This is a genomic window from Streptomyces sp. NPDC001219 (assembly GCF_053597915.1).
Genome location: NZ_JBSFJF010000038.1, coordinates 19,291 through 37,091 on the forward strand (window position 1 = coordinate 19,291; position 17,801 = coordinate 37,091).

Consider the following 17,801-nt stretch of genomic DNA (forward strand, 5'->3'; position numbering starts at 1 on the left):
GGGTGGATACTCGATTGCATGAGCACCACGGAGCGTCCCAGGATCCTCGTTGTAGGCGGTGGGTACGTAGGCCTGTACGCGGCACGCCGCATCCTCAAGCAGATGCGGTACGGCGAGGCGACCGTCACGGTCGTCGACCCGCGCTCGTACATGACGTACCAGCCCTTCCTCCCCGAAGCTGCTGCCGGCAGCATCTCCCCCCGCCACGTCGTGGTTCCGCTACGACGCGTGCTCCCCAAGGCGGAGGTTCTCACCGGCCGGGTCACCACCATCGACCAGGACCGCAAGGTCGCCACGATCGCCCCGCTGGTCGGCGAGGCGTACGAGCTGCCCTTCGACTACCTGGTCATCGCCATGGGCGCGGTGTCCCGTACCTTCCCGATCCCCGGCCTGGCCGAGAGTGGCATCGGTATGAAGGGCGTGGAAGAGGCCATCGGCCTGCGCAACCACGTGCTGGAGCAGCTGGACAAGGCCGACTCCACGACCGACGAGGACGTCCGCCGCAAGGCGCTCACCTTCGTCTTCATCGGCGGCGGCTTCGCGGGTGCGGAGACCATCGGTGAGGTCGAGGACATGGCCCGCGACGCCGCGAAGTACTACAACAACGTGAAGCGCGAGGACATGCGCTTCCTGCTGGTCGACGTCGCCGACAAGATCCTCCCCGAGGTCGGCCCGAAGCTCGGCGCCTACGGCAAGGAGCACCTCGAGGGCCGCGGTGTCGAGGTCTACCTCAAGACCGGCATGGACTCCTGCGTCGACGGCCACGTGAAGCTCAACAACGGCCTCGAGGTCGACTCCAACACCATCGTGTGGACCGCGGGCGTCAAGCCGAACCCGGCGCTGGCCCGCTTCGGTCTGCCGCTCGGTCCGCGCGGCCACGTCGACACCGGCACCACCCTCCAGGTGCAGGGCACCGACTACATCTGGGCCGCCGGCGACAACGCCCAGGTCCCGGACATGGTCGGCCGCAAGAACGGCAACGAGAACGCCTGGTGCCCGCCGAACGCGCAGCACGCGCTGCGGCAGGCCAAGGTCCTCGGCGACAACGTGCTCTCCGGCATGCGGGGCTTCCCGCAGAAGGAGTACAGCCACGCCAACAAGGGTGCGGTCGCCGGTCTGGGCCTGCACAAGGGCGTCGCGATGATCGTCATGGGCAAGGTGAAGATCAAGCTCAAGGGCCGTCTCGCCTGGTACATGCACCGCGCGTACCACGGCATGGCGATGCCGACGTTCAACCGCAAGATCCGGGTCTTCGCCGACTGGACGCTGGCCATGTTCCTCAAGCGCGAGGTCGTCTCGCTCGGCGCCATGGAGAACCCCCGCGAGGAGTTCTACGAGGCCGCCAAGCCGGCGCCGGCCCCGCCGACCGCCGCCGAGGCCGGGGACAAGCCCAAGGCCAAGGCTTCCTGAATTCCCGGTCGGCTACTCCGACCAGCCCGAAGGGCGTCCGCCATCCGTGGGGCGGGCGCCCTTTGGCGTGTCCGCAGGTGTGTCCGCTCTGGCGCAAAGCGGGCGGTGTGCGGTTCTCTAGCGTGTGAACGGGACTAACTGGGCGCCCCATTGGCGTTTACGTGGTGGGTGAATCTTCTTCGCCCGACTCGTCAACACGGAGGTGTGCGACATGGCCGATGCCGCTGGACGGCTCACCAAGCTCGCCGAGGAGGTGCTGGGAGCCCCGCTCCCGGTACGCATCCGCGCCTGGGACCGCAGCGAGTCGGGCCCGCCGGGCGCCCCCACCCTCGTCATCCGCCACCGCCGGGCCCTGCGCCGACTGCTGTTCAAGCCGGGCGAACTGGGACTGGCCCGCGCCTGGGTGGCCGGCGAACTCGACATCGACGGCGATCTCTACGAAGCGCTCGACCGGCTCGCCGGACTGATCTGGGAGCGCCCCGACGCCCCCGGGCCGCGGCGCGCCGCCGTACTCCGCGCCCTGGCCCGACCGGAGCTCCGCGCCGCCGCCCGGGAGCTGCTGTCCCTGGCCGGCGCCCCGGTCCCGCCGACGCCGCCCGCGGAGGAACTCCGCCGCCGCCGCGGACCGCTGCACACCCTGCGGCGCGACAAGGAGGCCATCAGCCACCACTACGACGTCGGCAACGACTTCTACGCCCTGGTGCTGGGCCCGTCCATGGTCTACTCCTGCGCCTACTGGGGCACCGGCGAGGGCACCGCCGCCACCCTGGAGGACGCCCAGCGCGACAAGCTCGACCTGATCTGCCGCAAGCTCGGCCTCCACGAAGGGCAGCGGCTGCTCGACGTCGGCTGCGGCTGGGGCTCGATGGTGCTGCACGCGGCCCGCGAGTACGGCGTACGGGCGGTCGGCATCACCCTCTCCGAGGAGCAGGCCACCTTCGCCCGGAAGCGGATCGCGGAGGCCGGGCTCGCCGACCGCGTCGAGATCCGGGTGCAGGACTACCGCGAGATCCACGACGAGCCGTTCGACGCGATCTCCTCGATCGGCATGGCCGAGCACGTCGGCCGCACCCAGTACGCGGAGTACGCGGCCGCCCTGTACGCCCGCCTGCGGCCCGGCGGGCGGCTGCTCAACCACCAGATCGCCCGGCGGCCGGTCGCGGACGAGGAGGCGTACCACGTCGACGAGTTCATCGACCGGTACGTGTTCCCGGACGGGGAGCTGGCGCCGGTCGGCGGGACCGTCGGCCAGCTGGAGGAGGCCGGGTTCGAGGTACGGGACGTGGAGGCGCTCCGGGAGCACTACGCGCTGACGCTGCGCAGCTGGGTCACCAATCTGGAGCAGCACTGGAACGAGGCGGCGCGGCTCACCTCCCCGGGCCGGGCCCGGGTGTGGCGGCTCTACATGGCCGCGTCGGCACTGTCCTTCGAACGGAACCGGATGGGGGTCAACCAGGTACTGGCGGTCCGGACCCCGGAGACCGGCGACTCGGGGATGCCACTACGGACGCGCGGGTGGTCGGGCTGAGGCCTCGGGGTGGGGGTGGGAGCTGGTGCGGCTGAGTGCCCCCGCTCCGCAGCTGGGTGCGTGGCTGGTTCGGCTGACGCTGATGCCCCCCACCCCACCCACACACCCTCCCCCGCCCCCACCGGCCCTCCCCCCGAAGGGGGGAGGGCCGGTGGCGGGGGGTGGGGGCGGGGGCGGAATGCGGCCGTGGGAAGCGCCGTCGCGGGCGGGGCATCGAGAGGGCGGCCGGGGCTACCCCTTCGCGGAGCGGGGCCGTGTGTCCGCGGCCCCGGCCGAAGCGGCCCCGGGGCCTCCGCCCGGGGCCTCCGCCCGGCCCTCGCCCCTATTCGGCCTTGATGGCGGCCAGCATGTTCATCCTGGCCGCGCGGTGGGCCGGCCACAGGGCGGCCAGGACGCCGACGGCGGCGGCGAGGGTGAGGAAGAGGGCCAGCCGGCCCCACGGGAGTACCAGTTCGTAGCTCGGCAGCACCTTGGCGAGCAGTTCACCGGCGGCCCAGCCGAAGAAGACGCCCAGGCTGACGCCGAGCACCCCGCCGAAGAGCGAGATCACCAGTGACTCCAGCCGCACCATGCGCTTGATGCCGCGTCGGTCCAGGCCGATGGCGCGCAGCATGCCGATCTCCTGGGACCGTTCGAAGACCGACATGGCCAGGGTGTTGACGACGCCGAGCACCGCGACGATCACGGCCATGGCCAGCAGGCCGTAGAGCATGTTCAGCATCAGGTTGAACATCTTGGCGATGCCGGCGGAGATGTCCTGCTTGTCGGCGACGGTGATCGCCGGGCTGTTGCCGAGTGCCTTGGCGAGCGCGTCCTTGTGTGCGTCGGTGGCGCCGCCGTCCATCTTGACCAGCACCTGCTTGTCGGTGGCGGACTTCTGGTGCGGTGCCAGGGTGGCGTTGTCGAGGATGATGCCGCGGAACATGTCGTTGCCCTGGTAGACGCCCGCGACGGTCAGTGTCGTCTTCTTGCCGTCGAGGAACGTCACCGGGACCGAGGAGCCGGCCCGCCAGCCGTTGTACTCGGCGGTGTCCTGGTCCACGACGATCTGGTCGCCCCGCAGGCTGCCGAGTGAGCCGTCGGTGAAGGGGAGCTGGGTGAGGGTGCCGAAGCTCCGGCCGTCGACGCCGGTCAGCTGCTCGGCCCCGCGGTCCGTCCGGGCCGCGCCCTCGCGCATCGGGCTGCTCGCCACGACCCCGTCGGCGCCCTTGACCTTCTTCGCCACCTTGGGGGAGAGCGGAAGGTTGCTGTCCATGGAGATGACGTAGTCGGCCTTCAGGGACTCGCTGGCGAGTTTGTCGATGCCCTTCTGCACGCTGCCCGCGATCACCGTCATGCCGGTGATCAGGGTCAGTCCGACCATCAGCGCGGAGGCCGTGGCGGCGGTGCGGCGCGGGTTGCGGACGGCGTTCTGCCGGGCGAGGGTGCCCGCGGTGCCGAAGAGGCGCAGTACGGGGGAGGCCAGCGCGATCAGCGGGCGGGACAGCAGTGGCGTCAGGATGAACACGCCGATCACCAGCAGGACCGCCCCGACGGCCATCATGGCCTTGCCGTCCTTCATGCCGGTGGCGACCAGTACCGCGGCGGTGCCGGCGCCGGCGAAGAGCGCCCCGATGGTGTTGCGGACCACCAGCGACTTGGTGGTGGGGACCGCGTGCACGCTGTTCATCGCGGCGACCGGCGGGATCTTCGCGGCGCGCCGGCCCGGCAGCCAGGCGGCCAGCACGGTGATGACGATGCCCACGCCCAGCGCGGTCAGGACGGCGGTGGGCGAGACCACCAGGGGGCCGTCGGGCACCGCCTCGGCGGTGGTGCTCATCAGCGCGCGCAGTCCGGCGCCGATGCCGATGCCGGCCAGCAGGCCGGTCACGCCGGCTATCGCGCCGACCACGAACGCCTCGATCAGCACGGAGCGGGTGACCTGGCGGCGGCTGGCGCCGACGGCCCGCAGCAGTGCCAGTTCGCGGGTGCGCTGGGCGACCAGCATGGTGAAGGTGTTGGCGATGAGGAAGAGGCCGACGAAGAGCGAGATTCCGGCGAAGACCAGCAGCCCGGTCTTCATGCCCTCCATCTGCTGCTCGACCATCTTGGCCTGGCCGTCGGCGAGTTGCTTGCCGGTCATGGTCTCGGCGCTGCCCTGGGGCAGGGCCTTCTCGATGGCCTGCCGGAGGGCGGTCTGGGAGGTGCCCGAGGCGGCGGTGACCTGGATCTCGCTGAATCCGGGCTGGTGGAAGAGCTTCTGGGCGCTCTTGGAGTCGAACAGCGCGAGGGTGCCGCCGGCCGCGACCTTGGAGTCGTCGGTGGTGAAGATGCCGGTCAGCTTCTGCTCACGGACCGGTCCGTCGACGGAGATCCGTACGGTGTCGCCGACCCGGTAGCCGGCCCGGTCGGCGGTCCGCGCGTCCAGCGCGAACTGGTCCGCACGCGTGGGGGCGGTGCCGTCGCGCAGCGGGTAGCGGCTGTCCTTGCCGTCCTTGCCGGGGAAGTAGTTGCTGCCGCGGGTCGAGAAGCCGGAGCCGATCAGCTTGTCGTGCTTGTCGGCGATGGCGGTGTAGCCGTCGACGAGGCCGATGGTGGTGGCGGCGCCGGGCACCTTGGCCACCGTGTCGAGCAGCGGGCGGTCGAGCTGCGGGGACTTGCCCGGGGCGTCGGACGAGGCGTCGTCCGACGCCGCGTGGAGGGTGACGTCGACGTTCTCGAAGCTCTTCTGGGAGCTGTTGCGGAAGGCGTCGGAGAGGGTGGAGGTGAAGACCAGGGTGCCGGAGACGAAGGCCACGCCGAGCATGACGGCGAGGACGGTCATCAGCAGCCGGGCCTTGTGCGCGAGCACGTTGCGCAAGGCGGTACGGAACATGAGGGGTCCTGGAGGAGAGGTCCGGGTACGGGTGGCGGCTGCCGAAGGTCAGCTCGTACGGCCCTGGGCGCCGGGGCCGGAGGAGTGGGCGGCGCTCCCGGAGAGGCGCCGCATGCGCTCCAGCACCGTGTCGGCGGTCGGGCCGGGCATGTCGTCGACGATCCGGCCGTCGGCGAGGAAGACCACCCGGTCCGCGTAGGAGGCCGCGACCGGGTCGTGGGTCACCATCACCACGGTCTGGCCCAGTTCGCGTACGGAGTTGCGCAGAAAGCCGAGGACCTCGGCGCCGGAGCGCGAGTCGAGGTTTCCGGTGGGCTCGTCGGCGAAGATGATCTCGGGCTGGGAGGCGAGCGCGCGGGCGACCGCGACCCGCTGCTGCTGGCCGCCGGAGAGCTGGCTGGGGCGGTGCTTGAGCCGGTTGGCCAGGCCGACGGTCTCGACGACGCGGTCCAGCCAGGCGCGGTCCGGCTTGCGGCCCGCGATGTCCATGGGCAGCGTGATGTTCTCCAGGGCCGTCAGGGTCGGCAGCAGGTTGAAGGCCTGGAAGATGAATCCGATGCGGTCGCGCCGGAGTTGGGTGAGCTTCTTGTCCTTGAGTCCGGTCAGCTCGACGTCGCCGATCCGGGCGGAGCCGCCGGAGATCGAGTCCAGCCCGGCCATGCAGTGCATCAGCGTCGACTTGCCGGACCCCGAGGGGCCCATGATCGCGGTGAACTCGGCCTGCCGGAAGTCGACGGAGACCGCGTCCAGGGCGACCACCTGGGTCTCGCCCTGTCCGTAGACCTTGGTGAGGTCCGTGGCGCGGGCTGCCGCCACGGTGGCGCGGGTGGCGGTGGCGACGCCGGAGTGGTGGGTGGTCACGGGAGGGGCTCCTGTCGTACGGGGACCGTCTGATCCGCTGCGGCCGCGCGGGCTTCGGGCTGCCGACGGGAAGCGGACGTTTCCATCGTGGGCCAGCGGGCGGGCCCGGACGTCAACCCCTGTGGTCGCTTTCGACCACCCCTGGGATGTATCGGAGGTCCGGCTGTCATCCCTGCGGAGGAGGCGGCTCCAGATGCCGTTGCCGTGCCCGCGGCGGCCGGAGGGGCGGTCCGGCGGCGCTGACGGGCGAGCTGACGAGACGTCGACTTTCCGTCAATTCGGGCATGAAAATGCGCCGGGGGGCTTCCCGGCGGAGGCGGGCTTCAGGCATGTGCCGAAGGCCTGTACCGGCCGCTGATGCTCACTCAGTTGCCAATAAAATAAGACAACCTCGGGAAGAGCGGCCGATCTGCGTGGTGCGCTGCGGGCTACGCTCGTGCTGCCCTCTTTGAGGTGGCATGGGGGACCCCAGGCCCGGATGGTGGAATGCAGACACGGCGAGCTTAAACCTCGCTGGCCTACGGGCCGTGCCGGTTCAAGTCCGGCTCCGGGCACTCCGCAACGTCGCGGAGCTTAACTGAATTTTCAACGAGAAGGGCCGCCCGGGGGAAAGCCGACGGCCCTTCCGCCATTGTGCGTTGTCGGCTCAGCGCTCCACGAGCGCGAACAGGCTCTCCCAGCGGCCGACAATCTCCTCCGTGGAGAACCGCTGGATGTTCTCCCGGGCCGCTTCGCCCATGGTGTCCCGAAGCTCCTTGTCGGACATCAGAGCGCCGAGATGCCGGGCGAATTCGGTGACATTGCCCGGCGGGGCGAGGAATCCGTCCACGCCGTCCGTGATGATCTCGTGGACGCCCGGAGCCACGTCGAACGCCACACAGGGCACGGCTGTCGCCATCGCCTCCATGGGTGCCAGGGGGAAGCCCTCCCCGCGTGAACTGAGCGCGAAGACCGCGCCCTCCCGCAGCGCCCCGTGCACATCGGAGGTCCGGCCCATCCAGGCGACCGAGGCGGCGATGCCCAGCTCCGCGGCCTGCTTGCGCAGCGCCTCCTCTTCCTCGCCGGAGCCGTAGACCCGCAGCGTCCAGTCGGGGTGCTGCGGGGCGACCCGGGCCCAGGCCTCCAACAGCAGGTCCACGCCCTTCTCTTCGTGCAGCCGGCCGATGCTGACGACGGTCCTGCCGGCTCGGTCCGAGGGAACCTCGGGGAAGAAGGGCAGCGGGTTGGGCATGAAGCCGACGTTGTCCATCCGCTGCCGAATCCAGCGGTCCGCGTCCTCCCGGGTGAGCGTCAGCATCCGGTCGACGTCCTGGTAAAACCGCTTGACCCGGGCGAAGCGGGAGGACTTGCGGCAGGTGTCGAAGGACTCATGGCTCATCCCGATCACCGTCAGGCCCGCCGTGTCGGCCAGCGCGACCCACTCCATGGCCCAGACTTGTGTGACGATCACCACCCCGCCCGGCTTCGCCGCACGGAACAGTGCGCTGAGCTTGGCGGCCTGCTCCCGCATCCCGGCTTCCCTGGCCGCCCGGCGGCGCTGCTCGACGACGTTGAGCCGGTCCCTGATCCCGCGGACGGGGGTCACGCTCGGCGGGTGCTCGGCGTACAGCGTGGTGGTCCGGAACGGCAGGTCGGCGGCGAGCTCCTGGACCCGCCCCTCGGGCGGCGGCACCACCCCGACCAGGTGCACCCGGTGGCCCCGCTCGCTGAACAGCCGCGCCATCTGGTGCGACCAACTGGTGATGCCACCCAGCTCGTTGACGCTGTTGGACACGAAGAGGATGTCCCGCGGCTCGGCTGCGTTCGACTTGGTCATCAACGGCTCCACTGCGCGAAAAACTGATCGACGATGCTCCGGGCGGCATCCCCCCGGTCGTATTCGCCGAACTTGGCGACGAATTCCTTGCGGCGCTGGGCGTATTCCAGGGTCTGCGACTCGAACGACTTGATCGCCTCGTGGAAATCGTCCTCGGTACGGACCACCGGTCCCGGTGCGTGCTCCAGCAGATCGAAGTAGGTGCCGCGGCCCTCGTGCACATACGCGTCGTAGTCGTAGGTGAAGAACACCTGCGGACGGTCGAGCAGCGCATAGTCGAACATCACCGACGAATAGTCGGTGATCAGCCCGTCGGCCAGCTCCAGCAGGGGCGTCACATCGTGGCGCGCCGATACGTCGATGACCCGGCCCTGCACGGTCGGTGGCAGCACCACGTGATTGAGGTAGTGCGAACGGACCAGGAGGACATAGCGGTCGCCGAACTGGTCGGCGAAACGCTCCACGTCAAAGGGCAATTCGAAGCGCCCGTGCCGGCCGCCCGCCTTGCGGAACGTCGGTGCGTAAAGCAGTACCGTCCGGTCCTCCGGAATGCCCAACTCCGCCGCCAGCGGCCCCCGTTCACGCACTCCCCGCTCGGCTTCCCGCTGCCGGGCGCGGACCAGTGCGTCATTGCGCGGGTACCCCACCCGCAGCAGCGTCTTCTCCTTGAGCCGGAACGCCCTGGCCAGGGTGTGCACATCGTGCTCGGAGCGGATCAGGAAGCGGTCGAAGCGGTCCAGCGAACGCTGCTGCTCGTCCTGCTGCCGGCGGGTCTGCGCCTTCAGCGCCGGCTGGTCGAAGCCCATGTTCTTCAGCGCCGAGCCGTGCCAGGTCTGGAGGTAGGTGGTCTCCGGGCGCTTGGTGAGCTTGAGCGGGTAGCTCTGGTTGTCCACCCAGAACTCGGCCTGCGCCAGCGCCTTCAGATACGGCAGCGACCAGCGCCGTACGAGCGTGACGCCCTTCGGGAAGTCCTTCGGGGACCCGCTGTAGGACCAGATCGCCTCGAACTCCAGGCCCTGCCGCTTCATCTCCTCGTAGATCGCGCGCGGGCTGTCGCTGTACTGCTTGCCCAGGTGGCTCTCGAAGACCACCGTGCGCTTCTTGACCGGCAGCCGGCAGAACACCTCGTGGTAGGCGCGGAGTTTGTTGTCGCCGGAGGTGACCTTCTTCCGTAGCGCCTTCGCCTTGCGGTAGCCGGTCTTGGCCAGCGTGCCCGGGGTGCCGCGCACCCCGCGGGTGATCAGCTCCTGTACGCGCTCGGCGCCGCGCCCCTCGCTGACCAGGCGGAATGCCAGATGCCCCTTGGCCGAGACATGCGGCTGGAGGTGGTCGGCGACCATCCGCGTCAGCCGCGGCCGCACCGGCAGCGGCCCGGACAGCCCGGTGTCGGCGACGGTGAGCCGGGTCGTGGTGCGCACCCCGTCCACGTCCAGGCGCAGCCGGACGTCCCAGATGGTGTCGACGATGCCGAGCGGGCGCAGCTTGGTGGCGAGGTCCGCGTCGGCCTCCCAGGTGAGGGTGTCGCCCTCGTGGCGCAGCTCCCGCACCGGGAAGTGGAAGGACTGCAGGCTGCGCCGCCGGGCGCTGAACTCCAGGTCGCCCTTGAGCCGGGCGCCGGGCGGGATGACGCCGAGCGGGTTGGTGATCCGGCCGGCCAGGGAGACCGCCTTGCCGGACGTGCTGAAGCGGGTGAGCTGGTTGCGCAGGAACAGCTGGTTGACCGGCTTCTCGTGGTAGCCGATGTCGGTCACGTCCAGGATCTCGCGTCCGAACGTGTCATCGAAATGGCCGTCGCACCAGTAGATCCGGCCGTTGTGCTCGGTGAGCGGTGCGGAGACCTTGTCGCGGTTGATGAGGGTGTCGACCGCCGGGATGAGGTTGTCCCAGTCACCCTGCTGGAGCAGATAGGCGCAGATGGCCTGGATCGGCTGCACCCGTTCGTAGGCCTCGGGGGCGATGCTCGCGAGGTATTCCCGGGAGAGCTCGGAGAACTCCCGGCGATAGGAGTCGTCGCGGAACGGCAGGTCCCGCAGATGCAGCACCAGATCGTGCTTGAGGAATTTCACGTCCTTGGCGAGCTTCAGCTCTTCCAGTCCGCGTTCGGCCAGCAATGCGTCGATGCGCCGGTGAATCTCCAGCCGGTGCGCGTAGTTCGTCATTTCGTGGCGCCGGTTCGTCACCGACTTCACGGCGGCCCGTTCGTATACGTGCCAGAAATAGACCTGATTGGGAATCAGGGTGATGCGCCGCGCCGCGAGGTAGGCGTCGGCGATAAACATCAGGTCCTCGTAGAACATCCCCTTGGGGAATCGGAGATTGTTCTCGATGAGGAAGTCACGGCGATAGCATTTGTTGGTGGACAGGGTGTCCCAGACGAACAGGTCTGGCAATTCCGTGACGGACTCCAGCGTGCGGGTCGTGGAATACAGCCAGGCGTACCACTCGTCGCGCTTCTGGTTGCGGGTGTCCTTGTGCAGCCGGACGCACAGCCCGGAAACGATATCCGAACCGGATTCCTCGGCGGCCTCCAGCATATTGCGGCACGCATTGATCTCCAGGACGTCGTCGCTGTCCAGGAACATGACATAGCGGCCTTCGGTGTGCTGGATGCCCGCATTGCGCGGCTCGCCTCCCGCACCGCTGTTCTCCGGCAGCTGGAAGGCTCTGACCCGCCCGGGGTGGTCGGCCGCCAGCCGCTGCGCCACTTCGAAAGAACGGTCGGTGCTGCAGTCGTCGACGATCACCACCTCGACGTCCCGGAGCGTTTGGTCCAGCACGGACTGAACCGCGGTCGGCAACCGGTCGGCGTCGTTGTAGACGATGACGACTACTGAGACGTCAGGCACAGGCACCTCAACCCTCTTTCGCTGCTGTTTCCCGCCAGAATAGCCCTATCTGTACCTTCGGATGACAACCGATCGCACCCATAGCATTACGGACAGTGAGCTCCGGGGGTAATGAGAAGGGGCATTCCGGGATCGGATCTTGACCCTGCGTCAGCCCGGCAGATCCACCCACCGGGGCGAGCTCCGGCCGGCAGGGAAGACGGCCCCTCCCGTGAATCGGTTGCCTGCCGCGCCCGGCGAGGTCCGTTGCGATCAGACCTTTATCGGATTCCGTTCGCCGGCAGTGGGAAGGCGCCCGGACGGAGCGGAAGGGAAATCCCTGTTCGAGCGCCGACGGCACGACAACGGAGGAGGGCGAGAGGGCGGCGAGAAGGTGAACGGGCACCGGGCGGAGACCGAATAGCAGGAATGCCCGGCGCCGGGTGGCGGGGCGGTGTGCCGGCGGTCCGGCGAGCGGCGTGGTCCGCATCCCGCCCGGGCACGTCTCCGGCGGCCCGTACGTCCTCCTCATGGTGGAGGTGCCGTCACCGGTTCAGGGAAAGATCCTGCTCAAGAACTAGCGACGTGCCTTTGCCAAGCCATTACGCTTGCCGTCAAGGCCGCGCAGGGCGGCCATGGAGGAGTGAGATGAGGAGCAGCAACCCGGTCTTCTCGCGACGGGGGTTCAGCCGCGACACCGGCTACGCGGGCTTCAACGCGCCGCCGCAGGCCGGGGGCCCCGCCGCGAACCCGTACGCAGGAGCGAACCCCTACGCGCAGGGTGGCAACCCGTACGCCCAGGGCCAGCAGCCCGTCACCCAGGCACCGCCGCAGTACACGCCGCAGACCCGCCCGATGACGATGGACGATGTCGTCGCGCGCACGGGCATGACGCTCGGCACGGTCATCGCGGGCGCCACCGTCGGCTGGCTGTTCCTGACCCAGAGCCTCGGCTTCGCCATCGGGGCCGGTCTGGTCGCGATGGTGCTGGCGCTCGTCCAGTCCTTCAAGCGGAAGCCGTCGCCCGCCCTGATCCTCGGGTACGCGGCGCTGGAGGGCCTGTTCCTCGGTGCGCTGAGCGGCTTCCTCGACGGCCTGCCGAACATGCACGGCGCCCCGATGCAGGCGGTGCTGGGCACGATGGCGGTGTTCGTCGCCATGCTGGTCGCCTACAAGACGCGGATCGTGCGGGTCACCGCCCGCTTCACCCGCTTCGTGATGATCGCGGCGCTGGGCTTCGTCCTGCTGTCGCTGGTCAACGTGCTGTTCATGGTGTTCGCCGGCGGCGAGGGCCTCGGCTTCCGCAGCGGCCCCCTGGGCATCGTCTTCGGCATCGTCGGCGTGGTCCTCGGCGCGCTCTTCCTGGCGCTGGACTTCAAGCAGGTCGAGGACGGCATCGCCTACGGCGCTCCGCGTGAGGAGTCCTGGCTGGCGGCGTTCGGTCTGACGCTGACCCTGGTGTGGATCTACATGGAGATGCTGCGGCTGATCTCGATCCTCAGGGGCGACTGACGCCCCGTGACGCCCGGCGCACCGCGCCGGGCGCAACCGCCGAAGGGCCCGCGGGCGAACTGCCCGCGGGCCCTTCGGCGTGAGTGCCGGGTGGTGAGTGTCCCGAGCGGGGCCGGCCCTCTGTCCGGCACCGTGGATCAGAACTTGCGCGCAGCGCGCCTGAGGTCGTGTTCGTGGACGATTGCTTTGGCGTGGCCGTAGGCGAGGTTGTGCTCGCCGCGCAGCCAGCTGACCTTTTCATCGAAACGGAAGAGAGCGGGGCCCTCGTCGACGGCGCGCAGCCAGTCGGCGATTTCCCGGCCGGTGCACTGCGGGATACGAGAGAGCATGTTCCGGTGGGTCTCTTCGGAGAAGAGCTGAGACATCGGCGCCTCCGGACGCGGTCGATGCTGGTTCTTCCGCCCACCGTGCCTGAGCGTTCGGGCGTTGGCAACCACCCGGGAGTGGCGCATAGGCTCACGGCGTGCTTGACGTGACCCCCTTGCAGACCGCCGTGGACGCCCTCGCCGACCGCCTCCGCGCGCTGCCGCAGAGCAGGCTCGACCAGGGAGCGGCGGCCGAAGCGCTCGCCCTGGCGCGGCGGTTGGCGACCCGGGCGCAGCTGCTGGAGCGGCCGGGCGAGTCCCCGTACGAGCTACCGGACGCCGGAATGTTCGCGGTCGGCGACCAGCTGGCGGTGGCCGGACACGATCTGGTCGAGGCGCTGCGGGCCGCGGCGGCACGGTTGGCCGACGGGGCGGGGGACTCTGACGCGAAAGCGGCCCCCGCCGGCGAACTGGCGGAGGCCGTACGGGACGTCCGGGCGGTGGCGGACCGCTGCTGAGGTCCGCCGCGCCGGTCAGAGCGAGGCGATGACGCGGTCCGCGAGGATGTAGACGCTCTCCTCGCGGGACTCGCCCCAGGAGAAGGTCAGCGCGTACGCCCCGGAGATACCGGAGCCACCCAGGAGGACGGGGGTGCGCCCGGCGTGCAGGGCGGCGGCCACCCGCTCCGCGGTCTCGCGCTGTCCGGGGGTCAGGCAGAGCGTGGTGCCGTCGGCGAAGACATAGACGTCCAGGGTGCCCAGCGGGCCGGGGCGGACGTCGGCGAGCGGGGTGGCGTCCTGCGCCAGCTCCTCCAGGCGCGCCACGGTGCGCTCATGATCACTGATCACCGGGGAGGGCGAGAAGTCCGGGTGCGAGGGGTGGCGCCGGCGCGCGGCGGCCAGCTCGGCGGACTCGGCCTCCTCGACCGGCTCCAACTCCGGCGCGTCCAGGGCGTCCAGCGCCTCCAGGGACTCCATCGCCTCCAGGGCGTCCGGGCCCAGCAGTGGCTCCAGGCCGGCCGGGTCCGCCTGGCGGGGCAGGAACGGCTGGGTGTCGAGCCGGTCGTACTCCGGGCGGTCGGACGGGTCGCGCTGGTCGGCGCGGGGGTCCAGCAGGCTCTCGTCGCCGAGCCCGACCAGCCCGCCGAGCAGGGACGGGGCGTCGGCGGCGTCCCGGGCCTCCTGGGCGGCCCAGAAGGCGCGGGCCTCGGCGAGTTCGCGCTCCCGCTCCTCGGCCAGCGCGTCCGCGACGGCGGCGCGTATGTCCGCGAGCGGGGTCTCGGCGGCCGGTACGGCGCGCGCGGCGGGAATGGCCGCGGCGGCCTGGGACGCGGCGGCGGCGTCGGCCGCGGTGTCCTGACGGACGGCGAGGAGATCGGCGTGCAGCTGGGCGATCTGCCGGCGCAGGGCGCGGGCGGTGCGCAGGGCGGCGGCGCCCAGCGCCACGGCGGTGGCCGCGGCCAGCAGCAGGACGAGGGTGGTGACGTTCATGCCGAAACCTCTCTCCGTTCCGTCCCGCATGCGCGAGACGCGCACCTCTTGATGCGCTCGGGGTGCTCGCTCATGCGTCCTCCCCACTTCGCTCGGCGGCCCTGTTCCCACGGACCGCGCATCGGTAACCGGACTTCCCCGGCCGTCGGACGGGGCCCCCTAGTTGATGCGCTCGCCCGGGATCACGCCTGGTAGCGGCTCGGTCACCGGCGTACTCCCGTTAGCAGAATGTTCTCCGACTTCCTACATCAGGCTGCCGGGGGTCGGCGACCGCACCTTGCGCCCTATGCCCCGAAATGGCGGGGAGTCAGGGCTCTGTGAGGGGTGGCGCCACCGCGCTGACCTGCAAGAACGCCTCTCCCCCAGGGCGTTGGTCACAATCCTGGGGGAGATTGGGTCGCGATCTCGTTACCGAGTGGCGCAGGTCACGCCGTGTCGCCGCCCGTGTTCACGCGAGTGCGAAGGGTGTGCGCGGGGCGGGAGTTGGTCCGTTTTGCCGCGCACGGCGGTGGGTGGGGCCAGGAGGCTGGCCCCTACCCTCCGCTACAGCTCAGCTCAGCTCAGCCGCGCGCGCTCATGGTCGCGCTGGGCTTCGCTTCCGCTGCGGGCGGATGCCGGGCACTCGTTCCTCGCACCCGGCCTCCACCCTCCGCTACAGCTCAGCTCAGCCGCTCGATCACCATCGCCATGCCCTGGCCGCCGCCGACGCACATCGTCTCCAGGCCGAACTGCTTGTCGTGCCACTGGAGGGAGTTGATGAGCGTGCCGGTGATGCGGGCGCCGGTCATGCCGAAGGGGTGGCCGACGGCGATGGCGCCGCCGTTGACGTTGAGGCGGTCCAGGTCGATGCCCAAGTCCCGGTAGGACGGGATCACCTGGGCGGCGAACGCCTCGTTGATCTCGACCAGGTCGATGTCGGAGACCGAGAGGCCGGCCCGCTGCAGGGCCTGCTTGCTGGCCTCGACCGGGCCGTAGCCCATGATCTCGGGGGACAGGCCGGAGACGCCGGTGGAGACGACCCGGGCCAGCGGGGTCAGGCCCAGCTCGCGCGCCTTGGTGTCGGACATGACGACCAGCGCCGCGGCGCCGTCGTTCAGCGGGCAGCAGTTGCCGGCGGTCACCAGGCCGTCGGGGCGGAAGACCGGCTTGAGGCCGGAGACGCCCTCGACGGTGACGCCGGCGCGCGGGCCGTCGTCCTGGGAGACGACGGTGCCGTCGGGCAGCGTGACCGGGGTGATCTCCCGCTCCCAGAAACCGTCGTTGATCGCCTTCTCGGCGAGGTTCTGGGACCGCACGCCGAACTCGTCCATGTCCTGGCGAGTGACGCCCTTGAGGCGGGCGAGGTTCTCCGCGGTCTGGCCCATGGAGATGTAGGCGTCCGGGATCAGGCCGTCCTCGCGCGGGTCCTGCCAGCCGGCGCCCGCCTCCTCGGCGCGCGCCGCGGTACGGGCCTCGGCGTCGGCGAAGAGCGGGTTGTGGGTGTCCGGCAGGCCGTCGGAGCTGCCCTTGACGCTGCGCGAGACGGTCTCGACACCGGCCGAGATGAAGACGTCGCCCTCGCCGGCCTTGATGGCGTGCAGCGCCATGCGGGTCGTCTGGAGCGAGGAGGAACAGTAACGGGTGATGGTGCACCCCGGGAGGTGGTCCATCCCCATCTGGACGGCCACGATGCGGCCGAGGTTGTGGCCCTGCTCGCCGCCGGGGAGGCCGCAGCCGAGCATCAGGTCGTCGATGTCCCGGGGGTCCAGCTCGGGGACCTTGGCCAGGGCGGCCTGGATGATCGACGCGGTCAGGTCGTCCGGGCGGACGTCCTTGAGCGAGCCCTTGAAGGCGCGGCCGATCGGGGAGCGGGCGGCTGAGACGATCACGGCTTCGGGCATCACACGGCTCCAAGTGCGCGGGAAATGGGCGGACTGTGTGGGAAGTTACCCGCACGTACAGCTGAGGTCACGGGGTGGGTGCTGTGATGCGGGCCTCTTTTCTAAGCGGGCGCTTATAGGAACGGGGCGGGGCCGCCGGGTATTCCCGTACGGCCCCGCCCCGTTCCCACGCACACCGCTCACCGCCGGGCCGGCGGCCGCCCGCTCACGGGGTGACGGTCGACGGGCCGGTGCTCTCCGCGGCCGGCAGCTGACGGCGCCTGCGGTGTTTGAGCAGCGCCCAGGGGGCGCGGGAGGCGGTGACCTCCGTGCCGCCCTCGGAAGCCGCCTCGGCGGCCGCCTGCTCGACCGGCAGGATGCCCTCGCCACGGGCCGGCTCCGGCCGCTCGCCCTCCGGCCACAGGCCCAGCGAGGCGCACAGCGTCGGCAGCACCGCCATCGCGGCGGTGGCGTAGCCCTCGGCCGACGGGTGGTAGTTGTCCGGCCCGAACAGCTCCCGGGGACGCGCCTCGAACTCGGGGCCGAGCAGATCGCCGAGCGAGACCGTACGGCCGCCGCTCTCGATCACGCCGATGGTCTGGGCGGCGGCCAGCTGCCGGGAGAGCCGCCGGGCCACCCAGCGCAGCGGCTGGTAGACCGGCTCGACGCTGCCCAGATCCGGGCAGGTGCCGACGACCACCTCGCAGCCGACGGCGCGCAGCCGGCGCACCGCCTCGGAGAGATGACGGACGGACTGCGCGGGCGGCATCCGGTGGGTGACATCGTTGGCGCCGATCATGATGACGCAGACGTCCGGGACCTCGGCGCCCGCCGTCAGCATCAGCTCCACCTGGCGCTCCAGGTCGTCGGACTGCGCGCCGGGCAGCGCCACGTTGCGGAAGTCGACGGGCAGCTCGGAGAGCGCGGCCAGGCCGGAGGCGAGCAGGGCGCCCGGCGTCTGGGAGGCGCGGTGCACACCCTGGCCCGCGGCGGTGGAGTCGCCGAGGAAGCCCAGACGCAGCGGCGGGCGGTCGGTGCGGTGGCCGAAGGCGGCGCCGTAGCGGCCGTCGGCGCACGGCGGGATGTCGCTGGAGCCGCCGACCGTACGGCGGGCCAGCCGGACCTCGGTCAGCAGCACCCCGACGGTGGCGACGCCGAGCAGCCCGACCCCGCCGCCGCCGAACGCGGCGGCGGTGGCGATCCGGCGGGCCACGCGCGCCCTGGACATCGTCATCGGCATGGGCCGGGCACCTCCCCGTGCAGTGCGGGCGCGCCACGGCCCCGGGGGCCGGACGCGCGCTTGAAACGGCAAGAACTCCTACAACAGGGTGTTGCCCGTTC

12 protein-coding genes and 1 tRNA gene are annotated in these 17,801 nt (G+C 70.6%); 5 read left to right on the forward strand and 8 right to left on the reverse strand.

Translation table 11 applies throughout. The annotated features are described in order from the left end of the window. Positions 1-18 precede the first annotated feature (18 nt). Together ACWC9R_RS23240 and ACWC9R_RS23245 are read left to right on the forward strand one after the other, a co-directional pair. Positions 19-1,410 (forward strand): NAD(P)/FAD-dependent oxidoreductase, encoded by a 1,392-nt coding sequence (locus ACWC9R_RS23240; RefSeq protein WP_362608866.1) that lies wholly within the window; start codon positions 19-21, stop codon positions 1,408-1,410. A gap of 211 nt (positions 1,411-1,621) precedes the next feature. Beyond that, a complete protein-coding gene (locus ACWC9R_RS23245) occupies positions 1,622-2,938 on the forward strand; it encodes a class I SAM-dependent methyltransferase (RefSeq protein ID WP_450734157.1) in 1,317 nt (438 codons plus the stop codon). 322 nt (positions 2,939-3,260) lie between these two features. On the opposite strand, the gene ACWC9R_RS23250 is transcribed toward ACWC9R_RS23245, so the two are convergent. Together ACWC9R_RS23250 and ACWC9R_RS23255 are read right to left on the reverse strand one after the other, a co-directional pair. Then, positions 3,261-5,792 (reverse strand): ABC transporter permease, encoded by a 2,532-nt coding sequence (locus ACWC9R_RS23250; protein WP_450734158.1) that lies wholly within the window; start codon positions 5,790-5,792, stop codon positions 3,261-3,263. A 48-nt stretch (positions 5,793-5,840) separates the two neighbouring features. After that, positions 5,841-6,653, reverse strand: a complete 813-nt coding sequence (locus ACWC9R_RS23255) for an ABC transporter ATP-binding protein (RefSeq protein ID WP_450734160.1) — start codon at positions 6,651-6,653, stop codon at positions 5,841-5,843. A gap of 472 nt (positions 6,654-7,125) precedes the next feature. Here ACWC9R_RS23255 and ACWC9R_RS23260 point away from each other — a divergent pair. Continuing rightward, positions 7,126-7,207 (forward strand) — tRNA-Leu (locus ACWC9R_RS23260). 92 nt (positions 7,208-7,299) lie between these two features. Here the strand turns inward: ACWC9R_RS23260 and ACWC9R_RS23265 are convergent. Together ACWC9R_RS23265 and ACWC9R_RS23270 are read right to left on the reverse strand one after the other, a co-directional pair. Beyond that, the gene (locus tag ACWC9R_RS23265; RefSeq protein ID WP_450734161.1) at positions 7,300-8,469 is read right to left on the reverse strand and encodes a glycosyltransferase; all 1,170 of its coding nucleotides are present in this window, start codon (positions 8,467-8,469) and stop codon (positions 7,300-7,302) included. After that, positions 8,469-11,315, reverse strand: coding sequence for a bifunctional glycosyltransferase/CDP-glycerol:glycerophosphate glycerophosphotransferase (locus ACWC9R_RS23270; protein ID WP_450734214.1), 2,847 nt, complete (start codon positions 11,313-11,315; stop codon positions 8,469-8,471). The genes ACWC9R_RS23265 and ACWC9R_RS23270 overlap by 1 nt, the downstream gene beginning before the upstream one ends. Before the next feature lie 627 nt (positions 11,316-11,942). Here ACWC9R_RS23270 and ACWC9R_RS23275 point away from each other — a divergent pair. Then, positions 11,943-12,806, forward strand: a complete 864-nt coding sequence (locus tag ACWC9R_RS23275) for a Bax inhibitor-1/YccA family protein (protein ID WP_450734162.1) — start codon at positions 11,943-11,945, stop codon at positions 12,804-12,806. Between the two features lie 137 nt (positions 12,807-12,943). Here the strand turns inward: ACWC9R_RS23275 and ACWC9R_RS23280 are convergent, their stop codons facing one another. Further along, complete coding sequence (locus ACWC9R_RS23280) at positions 12,944-13,171, reverse strand: DUF4287 domain-containing protein (RefSeq protein WP_362608855.1); 228 nt, start codon at positions 13,169-13,171, stop codon at positions 12,944-12,946. A 98-nt stretch (positions 13,172-13,269) separates the two neighbouring features. Here ACWC9R_RS23280 and ACWC9R_RS23285 point away from each other — a divergent pair, with 98 nt between their 5' ends. Beyond that, positions 13,270-13,629: a hypothetical protein gene (locus tag ACWC9R_RS23285; protein WP_450734164.1), complete on the forward strand. Its 360-nt coding sequence runs from the start codon at positions 13,270-13,272 to the stop codon at positions 13,627-13,629. Between the two features lie 15 nt (positions 13,630-13,644). Here the strand turns inward: ACWC9R_RS23285 and ACWC9R_RS23290 are convergent, their stop codons facing one another. From ACWC9R_RS23290 to ACWC9R_RS23300, 3 genes are all read right to left on the reverse strand, one after another. Then, positions 13,645-14,601: a hypothetical protein gene (locus ACWC9R_RS23290; protein WP_450734165.1), complete on the reverse strand. Its 957-nt coding sequence runs from the start codon at positions 14,599-14,601 to the stop codon at positions 13,645-13,647. 659 nt (positions 14,602-15,260) lie between these two features. After that, on the reverse strand, positions 15,261-16,481 hold the full coding sequence (locus tag ACWC9R_RS23295) for an acetyl-CoA C-acetyltransferase (RefSeq protein ID WP_393366305.1): 1,221 nt from the start codon (positions 16,479-16,481) through the stop codon (positions 15,261-15,263). 205 nt (positions 16,482-16,686) lie between these two features. Further along, entirely contained in the window at positions 16,687-17,700 is a 1,014-nt protein-coding gene (locus ACWC9R_RS23300; protein WP_450734166.1) for an SGNH/GDSL hydrolase family protein, read from the reverse strand. Between the last annotated feature and the right edge of the window lie 101 nt (positions 17,701-17,801).